Here is a 17,474-nt window from a genome sequence, read left to right on the forward strand (position 1 = left end):
AAACCAGCTGGTTTAAAGGGCGTCGATCCCTTCGTCGCCGGTCCGAATCCGAATCACATTGTCGAGACTGTAGACGAAAATCTTGCCGTCGCCGATGTGCCCGGTGTACAGTGTCTTCTTGATGTCTTCGACGGTGTCCGCCACTTTTTCGGTTTCCACCACGACCGACACCTGAATCTTCGGCAGCAGTTCCATTTCGTAATTTTCTTCGACCTCGTATTCCTTGGTGCCCTTTTCGACGCCGCACCCCAAAACCTGGGTGAAGGTCATGCCGCCGACCTTCAGGTGGCTCAGCAGGCGCTTCAGCGCCGCAAATTTCGACATGTCGCAAATGACATCAATCTTTGACAATCCTGTGCTCATTTTTATTTCCTCGTTTCTTTTATATTTTGTATTTTTTGACAACTGCCTTATGCCATTTCCGGTTTATCCCAAAGGTTGAGTTTGACACCGATGCCCATTTCCACGGCTCTGCGGTAAACGCTGCAGCCCCAGGCCACGTCTTCCACCGGCATGCCGCCGACCGAGTACACAATGACTTCGTCGTCGGAGGTCCGCCCCGGCGCCTTGCCTTCGATGATGTCGGCCATTTCGATCAAATCTTCTGGCTTGGATTTGCCTTCGTGGATCAAATCGGTGAACTTGCAGCCGATGATCCCCATTTTCGGATAAGTCGGGTACGGGTATTCCGCTTCCCAGGCTTCGTACAATTCCTTGTTGTCGACGACAAATTTACACGTCGTCAGGAAGTCGTCGTCGAAGCGGGCCGCGCTCGGCATCGAAATGAAAGCGCCGGGCTTGACCCATTCCCCGTTGATGTAGGGGTAGGTGTTGACCACGTTCGGGTCGTCGTCGGTCATCGCCGTCGTCGTCAGCGAGATCACGTCCGCGCCGCGCACGGCCTCTTCAATGGTGTCGCAGACCACGATGTCGTCGATCTGCGGGTATTCCGCCTTGACGAATTCGACGAAGGCGTCGAGGGATTTCCTGCCCCGGCCCTTGATCTGCACCCGGTGCAGCTTCGGACAGGTCGCCGCAAAAGCGGCCAGGCTCGTCTTGCCCATGACCCCCGGTCCGATGATCGCGGCAGTTTCACTGTCTTTCCGAGCCAGGTATTTTGCCCCGACCCCCGGGATGCCGCCGGTCCGATAAGCGGAGAGCAGGTTAGCCGACATAAAGGCCAGCGGCGCGCCGGTGTCCTTGTCGCTTAGCGTCATCATCAAAATCGACCGCGGCAGACCTTTTTCCTTGTTTTCAATATTCGAGCCGTACCATTTCACGCCGGCCATCTGGTATTTGCCGCCAAGGTAAGCCGGCATCGCCATGAAGCGGCGGTCCTGGGTGTTGACAGGCATCCCCGGGAATGTCGGCTCGTCCGGGAACATGATCATGCAGCCGTGGGAGTTGTGATTTTCCCCGCCCATGCGGTAATCCCCCGCCTTGAGCAAAAGCAGCATGTCTTCCATCGATTGAATGCAGGCGCTCATGTCCTTCACGCCAGCTTTGATCATATCGGGTTCTGACAAATACAAGAAATCAATTTTCGTATCCATTTGCGTCCTCCTGTTTTCGCTTTTCACCATTATATCATCTTCTGCACAAAAAAATGGAGCCGGTGCGCCGCTTTTGCGGCGTTTCAGCTCCATTGCATGTTCGTCTTTCGTTTTACAACCTCTATTCTAAACACTGGTAATATACCAGAGTCAAGGGGGTTTTCTCAATTTTTATAATTTGTCGTTCCGGTGATCAGCGCCATGTCGTGGTCAAAGTCGTAGCGCTGAATTGGCAGGGTGTCCGGCGCCTCACCTTTTTCAGCCCAGTCCGTCAGCGCCGCCATGCCGTCGGCCAGGCTCACGGCCGGTCCGCTCCAGTCGAGAATAGAGTGCCCAGCGTAGGGCATCCGGTACAGCCGGCACGCGTCGGCCATCGCTTCGGCGCTCTCGAAATGTTTGGCCATGTCTTTGACGTAAGCGAAGGTGTTTACAAAAGGCACCACCGGATCGCCGGTGCCCTGAGTGATGATGAGCTTGCCGCCCCGGGCCGCAAAGGCCGAGAGATCTGAGCGGCCAAAATCCCATTCGGGATGTTCCTGGCGCCGCACCCACAGGGCTTCAAAATCGTCGTAGCTCAAATCGTGAATATCCATCTTCGGATCAGCCGTCAGCCAGCGCAGAATCTGCTCTGAAATTGGCATCACAAGCAGGCGGCCGTCGGGCCGGCGTCTAAAATAGCCGTAAAGCGGGTTGCCAAAGGGCAGAGGCCACTGGCGAATGGCCGGTCCAAAACTGTGTCCCATGCGCCTGCCGTCCCGGGTAAAGGGACCGCGCCACGTCTTCACCATGACTTCGAAATCCCTCTGTGTGATAGGGCCAGCAGTGGTGGCGACCCCGACCAGTCCATTGAGATACGCTTTAAAATCCGGATCGTCCTCGTCAAAGGGGCGCTCGCCGATGGCTTGATCTGCCCGCGCCAGAGCGTAAGCCGCCTGATATTTTTCAAGGGGCACGATGTGATGTTCATTTTCCTCGACAACCACTGGCCAAAGGCTCGCAAATACCACATCCCATTGGTAAATCGCCGGGGCGTCGGCCCAAAGTCCGTCGTAGTCCGCCGGATAGCAGACCCCTTCGGTCAGCACCTGCCGGCCGCCGCCGGACGTTCCCTGCAGATAGGATTTTTTCGGCGCTTCGCCGTAGGCCAGGGTGGTCACCGCCTTGCCCCAGACCGTTGTCTCGTGCAGCGCGCGGCCGATCCAGCTTTCAATGTGATGCCATTCCGGGGTGCCGTCCGCCTTAAAGCCCCAATCGCAGTTAAGCCGAGTGCCTGAGTCGTTGTCAGACGCGGCGCAGGCATAGCCATTCGCCAAGGCGACCGGCCAGCTCAAAACGTTAAACCGGCCAGAAGTGTACCAATCAATTTCGTTGTTGGTGCCGCCGCCGGCAATCCCCATAAAACAGCCATTCCATTTCGCCGGCAGGTAAACCCGGAAGGCAGCGGTGTGGCCGTCGCCGACGTCCTGTCCAATTCGCACCTCCCAAAAAGGCCCGAGGGCGGTCAGCGGCGCTTTGCCCGGCTCGGTGTACTGCCCAGCCGGATAATAGGTCACGCCGCGAAAGGAAAGCCCCGGCCCGTGGCTGAGCAGACGGCCCATCGCGTCCGATGTCGCCTGCGCCCGCAGCCTGTCTGAGTAATCTGGCAGCCCCGCTGCATCCACCCACTGATACAGCGGATGGCCGAGCCACACGTTGATGCTCGAGTCTGGTTCTTTGACGAGATTCATTTTCCGTTTCATGTTATTCCCCCTAGCCTGTGCCTATTATCGCTATTTTAGTTTATTATACTGCTCAGGGTCTCGACTTGTACAGGCAGAGAAATGCCGGGAAAGGGCAAATATCCGAAAAAACCGGTGTGCTGTGCACACCGGCTGAAATCATCTTTATAAAGTTGTCAGGGCTTCGCCTTTTAAAGTACCCGTCTTCCAGGGAATCAGCGCTTCGTGGCCGCCAGAGCGCCGATCAACCCGGTTGATCCACGCCGCTTCATGAGCCGCTTTTGCGCGAAGGGAGGGATTGGTCGTGTCAAGGCCATTGAAAGATTGGTTGACGACCCACCATTTCACGCCGATTTGCGCGCGTTTGAGATCATCCTCCAGCCGTTCGGCCTCGTATACCGGCGTCGCTTCCGGCAGGGTCACGATGATCACTTCAGTCTCATCGCTTTTGAGGCGCGGCAAAAGTTTTTTCACGGCTTCCGGCGTTTTCCCCTGGGTCCGCTTCAGTTCCTTGTCGTAGCTGTCTGTCGATTCGAGCAACAGCAGGGTGTGGCCGGTCGGTGCTGTGTCGATCACGACGATTTCATTTTCAGACTGTTCGACTAAATCAGCAAAAGCGCGGAACACCGCAATCTCTTGCGTGCACGGTGAGCGGAGATCTTCTTTGATATAGTCGAGATCATCTTCTGAAATCCCCGTGGCGAGCGCTTCCTGTATCACCGCGTTCTGATATTTTTTTAGTTCTTCCTTTTCGTCGATATGACTCATGCGCACGCCGTCGTGGGCGTCCAGTACAAATTTTAAATGGGCCGCCGGGTCCGTCGTTGCCAAATGCACCTTTTTCCCTTTTTTCGACAGATCAAGGGCAATGGCTGCCGCGACAGTGGTTTTCCCCACACCGCCTTTTCCCATGGTGAAGATCACCTTGCGGTGATGGGCGGCGATGTCGTCGACCACATCCGCCAGCTGGTACAGATGAGAAACGTCAATCGTCTGCTCTGCTGCTGCCGCGTGATCGCTCCTCAGCATCGCGCGGACGTTGTCGATTCCCGTGATGTTGTAAGTGCGCATCGGAATCTGGGTGGTGTCCATGTCTTGCAGAGCTTCCGGCATTTCCGCAAGGGCCCGTTGCTGTTTGTCGTACAGCGCTTCGGACACCGGGTCGCTGCCTTTTTTCGCGACGGCGTTCATGACGAGCACCTGCCGGTTGAGGCCCAGCTCCCGCAATTCGCGGGACGCCCGAGCCGCTTCCTTCAACGGGGTTTCTTCCGGCCGCGCGACCAGCACCAATGTCGTCTGCTCAGGATCCGCCAGTGTCGCCACCGCCTGCTGATACACCTGCTTCTTTTCGTCCAAGCCTGAGAGCTGCCCGAGACAGGACGCGCCGTGCTTACTCTGCTGAATAAAGCCCGCCCAGGCTGATGGCAGCTGCAGCAGGCGCAGGGTATGCCCTGTCGGCGCCGTATCGAAAATAATCTGGTCGTACTTTCCTTGAACCGCAGGATCGGTCAAAAATTCGGTGAATTCATTAAACGCGGCGATCTCTGTCGTACACGACCCCGACAGCTGTTCTTCCATATTTTGAATAGCTGATTCCGGCAATACCCCCCGGTACGGTGCCACTGCGCGCTCGCGGTACGCTGCGGCCGCCTCAACCGGGTCTAAATTGGCGACGAAAAGATTGGGCACTTCCGGAATCGCGGTGCCTTTATTGTCAAGATCTGCCGAAAACACGTCCTGAAGGTTGGACGCCGGGTCTGTGCTGACAAGCAGCACTTTTTTTCCCTGATCGGCGAGGAACACCGCGGTGGCGCAGGCCGTCGACGTCTTGCCGACGCCGCCTTTCCCGGTAAAGAACACGTACTTTGTCTGCGTGACCGCCGCAGGATTGAATGGTTCCATTTTGATGCCTCCGATGTTGTCAGCAGCAGCCTCCGCCGCAGCCACAGCCTGTGTCCCCGTCGTCGTCTGAATCCGGCGCGTCCGTCTGCGGGTCGTCGAGTTTCAGCCAGCCGAAAACTTCCGCGTTGCTCGGATAGCGGTCGGTCAAAACGACCGTGTCGTCGAGCATCGTTATCGGCAGAGCGTCCGTCCCCCGGACCGCCAGCATATTCTTGACCGTTTCGTTTTCGGCAAAGGCCGCCGGTGCACTGTTCAAATTAAAACGTTCCACTTCGACGCCCGCTTTTTTCAAATCGTCAATCAGCGTCGAGATCCGCAGCAGCTCCGGATCGATTGAAGGGCCGCATAGCCCTGTCGAGCAGCACATCGCCGGTTCAAAAAGTTGCAGTTTTTTCATTGTTTTGCCTCCTGAATGTATATTCGTTTTTTCCGTAAATGTTTCTCCCTGATTTGCCTTTCCCTTCGGCGGCACCCAGGGGGTATCTTCGCCAAAATAGGTGATCGCGCCAGCCGGGCAGCGCGTCCCGCAGCCGTGACAATGATCGACGCAGCCCACAGGATTGACCACCTGGGGCGTCGGCGCCGCGCCGCGGTCATAGACCCCGTGGCCGCACATCGCAATACATGCGCCGCATTCGCGGCAAAGGTCCCGATCGATGACCGGATACCAGTTTTCAGCCATTTGCCTATCCTCCTTTTTTACATTTATATATTTAAATTTATCAATGTATTGAGCAAAAACCCGCCCCTTCAAACGCTGTTTCAGCCGCAGGCGGGCCCTGAGCACTCTGACTCGACCGGCCTGCAGTCCAGCGCGGCGATAAATTGCTGGAAGGCCCGAAGGGTGTCGCAGTTCAGCGAATAATAGCACCATTTGCCCGCTTTTCTGACGTTGACCAGGCCGCAGTCCCGCAGAATCTTCATATGGTGCGACAGCGTCGGCTGAGAGATGTTCAGCGCTTCCAAAATGACACAGGCGCATTTTTCACAGCCCGACAGCGTCTGCACGATTTTCAAGCGGTTGGCATCGCCAAGGGCCTTGCAAATCGATGCGGTATCGATGGTTTCCATCTTATCACCTCTCACTTATTTCATATTGATATTGATCTATGTATAGAAGTTTATCAGATATATAGATATTCGTCAATATATAAAGCAAAAAAATAACAGACCCCACGCCGGGCCTGCTATTCTATTCTTTACCCAAATACAACGTCCAAAATCATCATCACCGAGAAACCCAGGGCGAACATCATGACGCCGACATTCGAATGGGCGCCGACGGACATTTCCGGGACCAGCTCTTCGACAACGACGTAGAGCATCGCGCCGGCGGCAAAGCCCAAAAGGGCCGGCAGCACCGGCACGATGAGATCGGCAAAGAGAATGGTCAAAAGTGCCGCTGCCGGTTCCACGGCGCCGGAGCCGGTGCCGGATAAAAAGGCCTTGGCCTTCGACTGCCCCGCCGCGCGCAGGGGCATCGAAATGATCGTGCCTTCCGGGAAATTTTGGATGGCAATGCCGACGGAGAGGGCCATCGCCCCCGACACGGTCATGCTTTTTCCGCCGAGGAGCAGCCCCGCGTAAACGGCGCCGACGGCCATCCCCTCCGGAATGTTGTGAAGGGTGACGGCGAGGACCATCATCGTCGTCTTGGCTAAATGGCTCTTGAGGCCTTCGGGCTGATCTTCGTCGAGGTGCAGATGGGGGATCAGCTCGTCGAGGAGCAGCATGAAAGCGGTGCCGCCCCAAAATCCGCCGACGGCCGGCAGAAAGGCCAGCCGGCCGAGGTGCGCGCTCTGCTCCATCGCCGGAATCAAAAGGCTCCAGACCGAAGCGGCGACCATGACGCCGGCGGCAAACCCCGTCAGCGCGCGCTGCAGCCCCTCTGACATTTGCTCCTTCATCAAAAAGACACAGGCCGCGCCGAGGGTCGTGCCGATAAATGGGATCATCAATCCCTGAAAAATAATGAGATTCATGTGTTTATCCTTTCCTTCCGCGTATTGCGGAAAACGTTCATTCTCTGCTGTATGATTATCCATTTTAACAGAAGTGATGCGTCTGGAAAAGATCAAGGTGGAGACTGAATCCCACCTGTCCCTTTAATTCATCGCGCCAGCATTCTATCGATACAAGGTAATTGCCGTATTTTTCACGGAATAATCGTATATCTCCACCAGTCTTTTCGCATCGGACAGTTCTGCCTTGCGAATTGCAATCATTGGGATTCTCCTTCAAATTCTAATTAGCTTTTTCTCTCTTATGTCTTTCGAGCAACAATAGCATTAACATCACTGCCCATATGATCCATGCAATCAGCGTTCCCTTCATGGGAAAGACAAAGTCAATAACAGCTCCAATTGCGAAAGGGATCGTCCATAACATATTCTGTTCGGCGCTTCGCGCAAAGAAAAAACGGACAGCGATTAAACTGTCCGTTATGCATTTGATTTGAGGATGCTGCCTATATCCTGGCCGCTATAAAAAATACGCACAATGTTCACCGTTTTGCTTTCATTGTTTATTATATAAATCACGACGTATTGATCAACTGGAACTTTGTGTGTATTTCTGCTTTTCCAGGGCTCCCAATCCACAAAAGCAAATCGTGAAGGCATCTGATCGAGCGATCTTATTTCATTTCGGATTCTATTAACCTGATCTTTTGCAATGTCAGGCACTTGCAGATCGTACGCGATATATGCGTAAATATTCCGCAAGTCATCATATGCTTCGGGCGCGTAGATGATCTCGTATAAATCACTCATATGCCAAACGCGTCATCCAACATGGCGTCCACTTCATCTGCCGTATAAGCATGACCGGATTGGATCGATTCGTATCCCTTGGAAAGTTCTGCATTGAGTTCATCGTGCGACATCGACCCCAGCGCCTTTGGTTTATCATAAGGAAGTTTGAGACTAATCGGAAAACTTTTCGTTAAAATAATTTGGCTGTAAAGCATCTGGATCGCGCTGGATGGTGAAATGCCAAGGCGGTGAAGGATGTTTTCAGCGTTTTCTTTTAGGTCTGTATCGATTCTTGCGTAAACAGGTGATGTCTTCGCCATAAAGATCACACTCCTTTTTTCTTTATTATAGCATGTTTATCAATTATCGCAAGCATACGCAAGCGTTTATTGTTTTTCATGTTGCAAATTCGCGCTTTAGGGCAAATAAAAAACGGACAGCGATTAGACTTGTCCGTTATGCATTTGATGATAGGTCGAACGCGTCATTTAGTAAAAATCTTCCATGTTCAAATGCTCTGGTCTTTACCTCTATGACCACATAGCAATGAAGCGTCACATTATAAAAAGCATATCTAAAAACTGTTCCGTTTCTCCAGCAGCGAGGCGATATTCCCGTCCAAGGAATGTGAAACCAGTTCCAAGTTCTAAAAGAAAACGCTGGATATCGCTTTCGATTGGATTATTCATCGTTCACACGCTCCATTTTGTTCCGCCTTATTTTCCTTCCGCTTCCGTCAATTTTTGATACATCTTCATGAGTTCTGCGACACAGTCAGATTCGCTCATCTTTCTCGAAAAGCCGTAGGCCTGCATCACCGCGCGGTCGTTCATCTGATGTGCCTTACGAAGCTCCGGCGGCATCGTCAGCGGATCGTAAAGGTCGGCTAGAGAACTGTCCGGATAAAGGTCGCGGGCGTCGAGAATCGCCTGCGCGGTTTTCTCAATTCTTTCCTTCTGCGCGGCTGTTGGGGTAGGCCAGGGGAAATTGTTGTAGACGATGTTTTTGGAGTAACGATAATCGCTTTTAAGTCTGCCGCAAACCGTACGCATCCAGGCGTTATGAACGTTAGAAGTTAAAACAGCAAAATCGAATAAAGTAGCATTAGGCACAATTTGGACAGCATCTGAAGCAATAATATCAGATGTCATGAATCCTATAGGAATATATCTTCGACGCTCTGAAGACACGCGCGGTATCATTAAATAATCTACATTATCAGGTTGCGTTATTTGTGCGAATAATTGAGGAACTTTAGCATATCCTTGTGTTGTTTTTGCTCTTGAATTGAGACGAAATTCTCTTACTGACTGAACTTTTTCTTTTAATATTTTGCTTTTGCTGATATCTGATGGTGTTGCATGTTTAAGCCAAAGGCACCAGCGTTTTTTGTTATTTAAGAATTCAGCTGCACCAATATATTCATGCAACCATTTAGAAAGATTTGGTTCTTTTTTTATTATTTCGTTTCTTTCTTCTTCGGATATGACAAAAAAACCACCGTCACGAGGTTGATTGCCAAAACACATTTTTGGAACGTCACATAATGGTGTTCTTCTTTCTGCAATAAAAACATCGCTGCCATCAAGCAAATAAGGGTTAATGTTTTTTACTATAGTTTTGTTATTTTCATCACTAAACAATATATTATTGTGAGAATTGTTCAGTGAAAATCCAATGATGACACAATGAACCGCTGCTTGATGCGTTGATTCACTGTTCCATCTGAACGTTTGATAAGCGAAATTGATATGAATATGGTATTGATTTAATAAAACCTGCCATAAAATGGGAACCTGCGAACCTTGGCAAATTGAATTTGTAGCAACAAAGCAACATTTGATTTGTGTAGATTGAATGTATTCAGCAGCTATTTTAAACCAGCATGTAACATAATCTAAATCCTGAACTTCATTTTTCGACATTTTATCAAAAATATGCTGAACATCTAATTTTTGAGGACTTCCTTGTGGCATAATTGAAGAACCCACAAACGGCGGATTCCCCATAATATAGTTTAGTTGATTCGATGGCACGACGTCATTCCAATCGATCCGCAGGGCGTTGCCTTCGACGATATTGGCGTTAGTGGTCAACGGCAGAAAGTCGAGTTCGGTCTTGATGATGCTCTCAGTCTCTTGCATCATCTGGCTTTCGGCGATCCACAACGCGGTTTTGGCGACGGTGACGGCGAAGTCGTTGATTTCAATGCCGTAGAATTGCGAGATAGACACTTGAATCGGGTTGCGCATCCCTTCGAGGGCGTACATGATCTGCCCATGCTGCAGTTCGGAGATTACCTCGTTTTCAATCCGCCGCACCGATAAATAGGTCTCGGTTAGGAAGTTACCGGAGCCGCAGGCCGGGTCTAACAAGACTCTATCTTTGATACAATGTACCTGTGTCAAAGATGCGCTCCGACACCCGTGAAAAGGCTTGATTTCAGGGCTTTTGCGACTTCTGGCAGGCGCAATCCGGTCTGTGAATCTTCTCCGATATGCTGTTGCTGCTCCGGCGCTCATTCCGGCTGCGCCTCCTTTCCGAAACCCCTAAAGGGCAATCCTTAAAAAGTATGGGTATCCTTAAATTGTGTTAGGAAACCTTAAAAGGTTTACATACTACCTCGTCAGCATATCCACGGCTTCCTCTTCCGTAGAAACAAAGAACACATCCTTGCCTTTGTTACTCTCATAGATGAAGTCCTTCAACGGCTTGCTGGTGTAATGAGAGCAGTCACCGTAAATTGCGATGCGTCCACCATAGTTGATGTACTTCTGCAAAATCTCTCCGGCCAGTCCGCTGCTGAGGATAAAGAAATCTTCGACAATCAGTTTTTTGTCGATGACAATGTCCTTAGTACCCGCATCATATTTCGCATTCATCAGCACATCCAGTGCTGACTGTGCATCTGTAATTACCGGCTCGTCTGCGATCACAACGGCGCAGATGGTGCCGTTCTTTTCTATCTTCTTAAATTCCATAATCGTTATCTCTTTCAAATCATATCTAAAGTCAGTTGCTCATACTTTTCCGGCATTCAGCCCGTATAGGCATCCTCTACTGTGTTCTTAAAGTTCTGTTTTTCCAGCCATTCTCGTTCTTCATCTGTCTCCGGAATATCGCTCCGCTCGATCTTGAAGATGACAGGCCGTGTGCCGTCGTTGCAGCAGTTCGATCCAATAGGACCGGCCGTCTTCATCTTCGTTGCCTTTATTTTTCCATCTGTTGATGAATTGTCGTGCTGCTTCGCGCTGTTCTGCGTCAGTCATTACCGTGTTCTCCCCTGTCTTCAATCGTTGTGTCTTATTTTACCATATTTTGTTCGGCCTTTGCGGCAAAGAAAAAACGGACAGCGATTAAACTGTCCGTTGTGCACTCGATGATAGTTCGAACGCGTCGTCCAATATGGCGTCTACTTCATCTGCCGTATAAGCATGACCGGAATGAACCGATTTGTATCCCTTGGAAACTTCCACATTGCGTTGATCGTGCCCAGCACTTTTGGATGTTCGTAAAGAAAAGCTTCCGATAATTTGCTTGAGCTTCCGCTGCTGAAGCATCCGCTTATGACCACGCTTCCGGGTTTTGAATCGTGCAGATTCCGGGTTTTAATTGAGCAAAGGATGTAAACCGAATCATGTTATAATAAAGGAGATTCTATCGAAATAAGGGGTGATTTTATGATTCGCAAAACACAAGTCAAACACGTGGAACACCTTGCCGGAGGCAAAGGCACGGTTAAAATTGAACATATCATTGATGAAAATGAACTCCTCGGCGCTGCACGCATGTACGCCAAGGTCACGATTCCGCCGGGCGCCTCTATCGGCGTCCACACCCACACCGGGGAAACGGAACCCTATTACATCCTCGAAGGGGTTGGCGATTTCCGGGACAATGACGGCTCGGTCACGCCGGTGGTCCCCGGGGACTGCTGCCTCATCAAACCTGGAGAATGCCACGGCATGAGCAATCCCTACAACGCCGATCTGGTGTTCATGGCCCTGATCTATTTTGACATCGACCACAAAAAATAAACCAGGCCGCAGACAAACACCCCCGTGCCATATGACGCAGGGGTGTTGCTTTAATTGTTTGAGATTATATGATTTTTTACTGCACCGAAAAATCCGATTTCGGCGCACCGCACACCGGGCATTTGAAATCGTCAGGAAGATCTTCCCATTTGGTGCCCGGAGCGATGCCGTGTTCCGGATCGCCTTTAGCTTCGTCGTAGGTCCAGCCGCACACGTTGCAGACGTAGACTTTGCTTTCGGATTTGGCCGGCTGTTCCGGCGTTTCTTCTCCGGCGAGGAGTTCCTGTACCATTTCCGGAATGGCTGCGAAGTCGCCGTCTTCCGGATTCCACAGGGAGCGGACGCTGGCGTCGACGACGTCAAAGCCGTCGGCGGCAAGGCGTTCTTTCAAGAGCTTCACCGATTCGCCGCTCCAGCCGTAGCATCCGAAGGCCGCGGCCTTTTTGTTTTTAAACTTCAGAGTTTTCGCAAAGGCGAGAAAGGCGCTGACGCTGGTGAGGACTTCGTTCACGCAGGTCGGCGAGCCCACGGCGATGGCCTTAGACTTAAACACTTCAGTCATGAGTTCGTTCTTGTCCGTTTCGGCGATGTTGAAAACCTTCACCACGGTGTCCGGGCTCTGTCTGTGAATTTCGTCGGCCACCGCGTGAGCCAGGGTCTTGGTCCCGTTCCACATCGTGTCGTAGGCGACGGTGATCTGATCTTCCTGATAGGCGTCCGCCCATTCGGCGTACTTCTTAACGATCTGTTCCGGATGATCCCGCCAGATGACGCCGTGAGCCGGCGCGATCATGTCGATGGGCAGGTTCAGCTTCGCGATTTCGGCAAGCTTGCGGGTGACAAAGGGCGCGAAGGGATTTAAGATATTGGCGAAGTATTTCATCGCTTCTTTATACAAGATGGCCTGGTTCGCCTTGTCGTTGAACATTTCTTCGACGGCGAAATGCTGGCCGAAGGCGTCCATGGAGAACAGGATGTTGTCTTCTGTCAGATAAGTTGCCATGGAATCCGGCCAGTGGAGCATCTTCATTTCCACGAAGATGAGCTGCTTGCCGTTGCCGACGTAGAGGGTGTCGCCGGTTTTGACTTTGTGGAAGTCCCAGCCCCGCTTGCCGTACTGGCCTTCGATGCTCTTCACAGCGGCGGCCGTGCAGTAAATCGGCGTGCCCGGGATTTCCTTCATGAGCGCCGGCAGGGAGCCCGAGTGATCCTGTTCCCCGTGGTTCATGACGATGGCGTCGATTTTCGACAGATCCCCGCCGAGTTCTTTCCGGAGGTTGTCGATAAAGGCGTCCCGATGGGACATCCACACCGTATCGACCAAAATGGTCTTGTCTTCTTCGATCAGATAAGCGTTCTGACTCGACCCGTTTTTCACTGAATATTCGTCGCCGTGGAACTGCTTCAGTTCCCAATCCATGTAGCCGACCCAGCTCACGTTGTTTTTAACCTGTTTTCTCATCCGTCCCGTCTCCTTATTTATATCATCAAACTTAAAAATCTCTCTTTTTTCCTGAACGGTTTAATTATAGTCCCCGGGCCGGCATATTTCCGTGGTTATGACAACGCTTTTGATTTTTTACGCGAGGTGCAGTTTGGCTTTCGCCGCGGTTTCGATCATGCCTGCTGTTTCTGCCAGGCCCATTTCGTCAGAACGGATGGCCAGATCGTAATGGGACAGGTCTTTCCAATGCTGATGGGTAAAATACTGGCAGTGATTCGCCCGTTCCCGCTCGACCTTCTCGATTTTCGCCCGGGCCGCCTTTTCGTCCAGACTGTCCCGTTCCATAACGGTTTTGATCTTGGCGTCCGGTGAAGCGCTGACAAACACATTGAAGCTCGGCACCTTGTCTTTCAAGATGAAATTGCCGAGGCGGCCGACGATGACGCAGGGCGCCTTTTCAGCGAGCTCGAGGATGATCTTTTCCTGGATGTCAAAAATCCGTTCGATGACGGGCAGCTCATCTTCCTGAGTCGTCCCCGCCGCCCAGAAATACAGAGAGTGAGCCAAGGGTCTGTCGATGATCTGATCGTTGTCCGTTAAAATTTTTTCGGTCATCCCGCTTCTTTTGGCCGCTTCGTGAATGATTTCTAAATCGTAATAGGCGATGCCCAGATCTTCGGCGATTTGCTTTCCGATCGTCCGGCCGCCGCTGCCGTATTCCCGGGCGATGGTGATCGCCCAGCTTTTCTGCGGTTCTGTTTTCGGACTTGCGGCTGTTTTCGTTTTTTCCGGATAGAGCCAGCGGTCCCGTTTGGCGCCAAAATGCCGGTTGACCACCCCTAAAATGTTGCCCACCAGAAAAGCAGCGATCACTGTGCCGATGCCGACGCTGCCCAACTGATGAAGCAGAACCATGCATGTGGCGAAAGAAATCACCACCATCGAGACGTCAAAGCCGATCTTAACTTTTGAAAATTCGATACCGGTCACATCAGAGACGGCCTTCATGACCCCTTCTCCGGCGAGAGGCATGATGTCCGGCGGCAGGTAAAAGAAAATCCCTACGGCGACGATCACCGAGCTGATGCCCACCATGACGAGACGGATCACGAGATTCGACGGAGCCGGCAGAAAATGCATCGTCCAATTTCCGAAAGTCGTAAAATACCCGAAGACGACCCCCACGGCAATCTGCAGCAGGTTCTTGATCTTGAAATGCCGGCGCAGCAGGACAATCTGAAACAGCACCAGAAAGCAGTGAAAGATGATGGTCGCCCGTCCCATTTCGATGCCCCAAACGCAGGTCATCGTGTAGGGAATGGAACTCACCGGGGAAACCCCGAGATCTGACTTCACCGAGACCGCGATCCCGATGGTCATGATAAACAAGCCAAAAAGATAACTGGCAAACCGTCTTCCAAGATGCTGATTCTTACGCATGCAGACTCCTTTCTTTTTTCATCTGATGACAAACCTTTTCCAAAGCCGTTTTGAGGACCTGCCGTTCTGTTTCAGACAGCGGCGCCAGGACCTTCTCGTCTTCTTCTTCAAAAATCTGCGCCATTCCCAAAGCTTTCTTTTTCCCCTCTGGTGTGAGATAGGCGTACAGGGAGCGGCGGTTGTCCGGCTTTTTCCGCCGTTCAATGAGCCCGGCCTTTTCCATGCCCAAAAGAATACTGCCCAGAGTCGCCGGCTCAATTTCGCAGATCGCCGCCAAGGTCTTCTGATCCTGACCTTCGTGATGAATCAAAGCCTCTAAGACTTTGGGCTGGCCCGAGGTCAGATGCAGTTCTGCTCTGGCCCTCGCCATAATATCCCGCCTCAAAAGTGAGTGGGTTTTCATAAGTGTATAGTGAAATGACATGACGCACCTCCTTTTAATAAGCTTTCTTATTGTATGGTTTCTTATTATATTTGTCAAAAAAAAGAACGGCCTTTTTTAATCAAGGCTGTTCTTGAGAAATTTAATAAACTTCGTATGGTTCAATCGCTTTAAATAAGGACGTGGTGGTCATTTCGTTTTCCGCCACGATCTGGTCCATCATGTCCTCGATTTCCGCCACGTCGGGCAGGGGAAAATTGAACACGGTGATTTCTTTTCCCATGTCCCCGGGAATCACCAGATGGGGCGAAATGAGTACGACGTTTTTCCGGGCCTCGGAGTTGTGCAGGGACGGGATCAGGAAATCAAAGATTACGTCCAAAAGCACGAAGATGAGATCTATCATCTAAATTTAAGCCACTACGATCTGTGGGGCATTCTCAAATATGCAAAATCAAAGGGCGTTGAGCCCAATGATTTGACCATTAGGGAAATCTCGCAGTTTTGGAATGAATAAGACGGCAGTGCTGAGCTGCCAGAAGATACCCCCGCCTGCCGCATTTCTGCAGCAGACGGGGGTTGTACGCTCTCACGCATCCTCATTCACATAGCGTTTTCCCGGCCGCATCGGTTTCGCTTCAGGGTGGGCTTCCTTCACCATTATGTACAACAGCGCCAGATCCTCGCTGTGGTCGTCTTCCCGTTCTTCGTAGTCCAGGGTTTTGATCACCGACCATTGAAACGCCGACGGGTCGGCATTGTAGGCTTCCTGCATTTCCCGGTTCGGCCAGGAACCCAGTTCCAGCTGGAAGGAAGAGCCGTTGTAATCCGCCTTGGTGTCCGTTGATTTCGCGATCCACATGTCATCGCCGTTGGACCAACACACGATCCCCATTTCCGGATGGCGCCGGTCGTACTGGGCCCGGAGTGCTTTTTTCTTGGTTTTGTCCATTTTTTCTCTCCAAATATTTTTATATTTTTTAATTCATTATAACAGTTTTTTTCTTTCCCGATCAAACACCAGCCCCGCCACCGCTAAATTCACCAGGCCCAGCGCCGCCGCCAGCAGATAGGTCCGGCTTCCGGCCACTGCAGAGACCACGAGGGACGAAACGAACTGGCCAGAGAACTGGGCAATGGAGTAGCCGCTCAGATTGCGTGCCTTCGTCTCCGGCGTGCTCCGCTCGACGGTCAGGTTGTTGATCAAAGGCGTCGAGAACCCGAAGCCGATGCCCATGATCGGCGCTGCGGCGAAGAGCAGGCCGTGATGGTTCAGGGCCACGAAATACAATAAATGGCCGACAGTAAAGCAGAGCGCCGAAACCGTCAGGGAGCATTTTGCGGAAGTTCTGCCGACGAATTTCGGCATGAATCCGGCGAAGATCACCGCCACCACTGAAATGGACGCCAGGTAAATCCCGCTGAAGGCGGCGGAATACCCCATATCGGTCTGGATGTAGACCGGCAGAGAGACGATGGCCGTGAAGAACGTCAGCATGCTGATGAAAGCCAAGGCGAGGACTACGGAAATGCCGCTCTGCCCAGATTTGAGCGCCTTGGTCTGGTCGATTTCTTCGCCGTCGTAGGCCGGGGCCTGTTTCGGCACAAAGGCCAGGATCAGAATCAGGGCTGCCGCTGCGATCAAATAGATCAAATAGGACGCGTTCCACGCGATCTCGGTCAGCACCCCGCCGAGGCTCAAAAAGATGACCCCGCCCATTTCAATGGCCATCCCCTGCACGGCGATCATCTTCAGGCGCGCCTGCCCGTGATAGAATTCCGAGATCAGACTTGTGGACGAGGTCATGACGGCTGCGCAGGCCATCCCGAGCAGAAACCGGTCGAGAAGCTCGACGCCAATATTGGGCATCACCGCGCCGGAGACCCCGAAGAGGGCGTAAAAGAACAGGCCGACGCAGATCGTCTTGTAAGCGCCAAAGCGGTTGAGCACTTTTCCCGTGCCCAGCGCCCCGCACACGACCCCGAGGGACGGCACGGTGATGAGCCAGCTCGTGGAAAATGTCATGGCGTAATGGCGGCCAATGGCCGGCAGCGCCGAGGTCAGCGCCTCCCCGACCATGATGGTCAGGCTGCTCGCGAGCATGATCGCGAAAACGCCCATAAAAGACAGCGGTTGTTTTGTTTTTTCGTTCATACGCAAATTCCTTTCTTTTAGTCTTTACCATAAAAAAAGTTCCGGAGATTCGGAACTTTTGAGAAGCCGTTATTTAATGAGATACCCGCC

Annotated in this window: 20 protein-coding genes; 1 reads left to right on the top strand and 19 read right to left on the bottom strand. The window is 52.0% G+C overall.

What is annotated here, in order from left to right:
* Positions 1 to 12: 12 nt before the first annotated feature.
* The 13 genes from FYJ52_RS05210 to FYJ52_RS10035 all read right to left on the bottom strand — a co-directional run bounded on the left by FYJ52_RS05210 (position 13) and on the right by FYJ52_RS10035 (position 11,125).
* Positions 13 to 363, bottom strand: a complete 351-nt coding sequence (locus tag FYJ52_RS05210; RefSeq protein ID WP_154576169.1) for a P-II family nitrogen regulator — start codon at positions 361 to 363, stop codon at positions 13 to 15.
* A gap of 47 nt (positions 364 to 410) precedes the next feature.
* A complete protein-coding gene (locus FYJ52_RS05215; RefSeq protein WP_154576170.1) occupies positions 411 to 1,553 on the bottom strand; it encodes a tyramine oxidase subunit B in 1,143 nt (380 codons plus the stop codon).
* A 164-nt stretch (positions 1,554 to 1,717) separates the two neighbouring features.
* Positions 1,718 to 3,292, bottom strand: coding sequence for a tannase/feruloyl esterase family alpha/beta hydrolase (locus FYJ52_RS05220; RefSeq protein ID WP_154576171.1), 1,575 nt, complete (start codon positions 3,290 to 3,292; stop codon positions 1,718 to 1,720).
* Positions 3,293 to 3,436: 144 nt separating this feature from the next.
* Positions 3,437 to 5,173, bottom strand: coding sequence for an arsenical pump-driving ATPase (gene arsA, locus FYJ52_RS05225; RefSeq protein WP_154576172.1), 1,737 nt, complete (start codon positions 5,171 to 5,173; stop codon positions 3,437 to 3,439).
* 19 nt (positions 5,174 to 5,192) lie between these two features.
* Complete coding sequence (gene arsD, locus FYJ52_RS10140; RefSeq protein WP_235901544.1) at positions 5,193 to 5,855, bottom strand: arsenite efflux transporter metallochaperone ArsD; 663 nt, start codon at positions 5,853 to 5,855, stop codon at positions 5,193 to 5,195.
* A gap of 80 nt (positions 5,856 to 5,935) precedes the next feature.
* The gene (locus tag FYJ52_RS05235; RefSeq protein ID WP_154576173.1) at positions 5,936 to 6,244 is read right to left on the bottom strand and encodes an ArsR/SmtB family transcription factor; all 309 of its coding nucleotides are present in this window, start codon (positions 6,242 to 6,244) and stop codon (positions 5,936 to 5,938) included.
* 128 nt (positions 6,245 to 6,372) lie between these two features.
* Complete coding sequence (locus FYJ52_RS05240; protein WP_154576174.1) at positions 6,373 to 7,155, bottom strand: ZIP family metal transporter; 783 nt, start codon at positions 7,153 to 7,155, stop codon at positions 6,373 to 6,375.
* Between the two features lie 459 nt (positions 7,156 to 7,614).
* Entirely contained in the window at positions 7,615 to 7,944 is a 330-nt protein-coding gene (locus FYJ52_RS05245; protein ID WP_154576175.1) for a type II toxin-antitoxin system RelE/ParE family toxin, read from the bottom strand.
* Positions 7,941 to 8,246, bottom strand: coding sequence for a type II toxin-antitoxin system RelB/DinJ family antitoxin (locus FYJ52_RS05250; protein ID WP_154576176.1), 306 nt, complete (start codon positions 8,244 to 8,246; stop codon positions 7,941 to 7,943). Before FYJ52_RS05250 ends, FYJ52_RS05245 begins: the two co-directional genes overlap by 4 nt.
* A gap of 234 nt (positions 8,247 to 8,480) precedes the next feature.
* Complete coding sequence (locus tag FYJ52_RS05255; RefSeq protein ID WP_366933440.1) at positions 8,481 to 8,615, bottom strand: PDDEXK nuclease domain-containing protein; 135 nt, start codon at positions 8,613 to 8,615, stop codon at positions 8,481 to 8,483.
* A gap of 27 nt (positions 8,616 to 8,642) precedes the next feature.
* Positions 8,643 to 10,448: a class I SAM-dependent DNA methyltransferase gene (locus FYJ52_RS05260; RefSeq protein WP_154576177.1), complete on the bottom strand. Its 1,806-nt coding sequence runs from the start codon at positions 10,446 to 10,448 to the stop codon at positions 8,643 to 8,645.
* Positions 10,449 to 10,544: 96 nt separating this feature from the next.
* The gene (locus tag FYJ52_RS05265; RefSeq protein ID WP_154576178.1) at positions 10,545 to 10,907 is read right to left on the bottom strand and encodes a DUF4180 domain-containing protein; all 363 of its coding nucleotides are present in this window, start codon (positions 10,905 to 10,907) and stop codon (positions 10,545 to 10,547) included.
* 56 nt (positions 10,908 to 10,963) lie between these two features.
* A complete protein-coding gene (locus tag FYJ52_RS10035; RefSeq protein ID WP_205960769.1) occupies positions 10,964 to 11,125 on the bottom strand; it encodes a TIGR04076 family protein in 162 nt (53 codons plus the stop codon).
* 481 nt (positions 11,126 to 11,606) lie between these two features.
* On the opposite strand from FYJ52_RS10035, the gene FYJ52_RS05270 reads away from it, so the two are divergent.
* A complete protein-coding gene (locus FYJ52_RS05270) occupies positions 11,607 to 11,963 on the top strand; it encodes a cupin domain-containing protein (protein WP_154576179.1) in 357 nt (118 codons plus the stop codon).
* A gap of 76 nt (positions 11,964 to 12,039) precedes the next feature.
* On the opposite strand, the gene FYJ52_RS05275 is transcribed toward FYJ52_RS05270, so the two are convergent.
* From FYJ52_RS05275 to FYJ52_RS05300, 6 genes are all read right to left on the bottom strand, one after another.
* Positions 12,040 to 13,425 carry a rubredoxin gene (locus tag FYJ52_RS05275; protein WP_154576180.1) on the bottom strand — a complete coding sequence of 462 codons (1,386 nt, stop codon included), beginning with the start codon at positions 13,423 to 13,425 and terminating at the stop codon, positions 12,040 to 12,042.
* A 117-nt stretch (positions 13,426 to 13,542) separates the two neighbouring features.
* Entirely contained in the window at positions 13,543 to 14,847 is a 1,305-nt protein-coding gene (locus FYJ52_RS05280; protein ID WP_154576181.1) for a cytidylate kinase family protein, read from the bottom strand.
* Positions 14,840 to 15,271, bottom strand: a complete 432-nt coding sequence (locus tag FYJ52_RS05285) for a MarR family winged helix-turn-helix transcriptional regulator (protein ID WP_154576182.1) — start codon at positions 15,269 to 15,271, stop codon at positions 14,840 to 14,842. The genes FYJ52_RS05280 and FYJ52_RS05285 overlap by 8 nt, the downstream gene beginning before the upstream one ends.
* A gap of 100 nt (positions 15,272 to 15,371) precedes the next feature.
* Positions 15,372 to 15,635 (bottom strand): hypothetical protein, encoded by a 264-nt coding sequence (locus tag FYJ52_RS05290; RefSeq protein WP_154576183.1) that lies wholly within the window; start codon positions 15,633 to 15,635, stop codon positions 15,372 to 15,374.
* Positions 15,636 to 15,818: 183 nt separating this feature from the next.
* The gene (locus FYJ52_RS05295; protein ID WP_154576184.1) at positions 15,819 to 16,181 is read right to left on the bottom strand and encodes a GIY-YIG nuclease family protein; all 363 of its coding nucleotides are present in this window, start codon (positions 16,179 to 16,181) and stop codon (positions 15,819 to 15,821) included.
* A gap of 36 nt (positions 16,182 to 16,217) precedes the next feature.
* Complete coding sequence (locus tag FYJ52_RS05300; protein WP_154576185.1) at positions 16,218 to 17,384, bottom strand: MFS transporter; 1,167 nt, start codon at positions 17,382 to 17,384, stop codon at positions 16,218 to 16,220.
* Positions 17,385 to 17,474 lie beyond the last annotated feature (90 nt).

It is taken from the genome of Pseudoramibacter porci (assembly GCF_009696145.1).
GTDB lineage: Bacteria > Bacillota > Clostridia > Eubacteriales > Eubacteriaceae > Pseudoramibacter > Pseudoramibacter porci.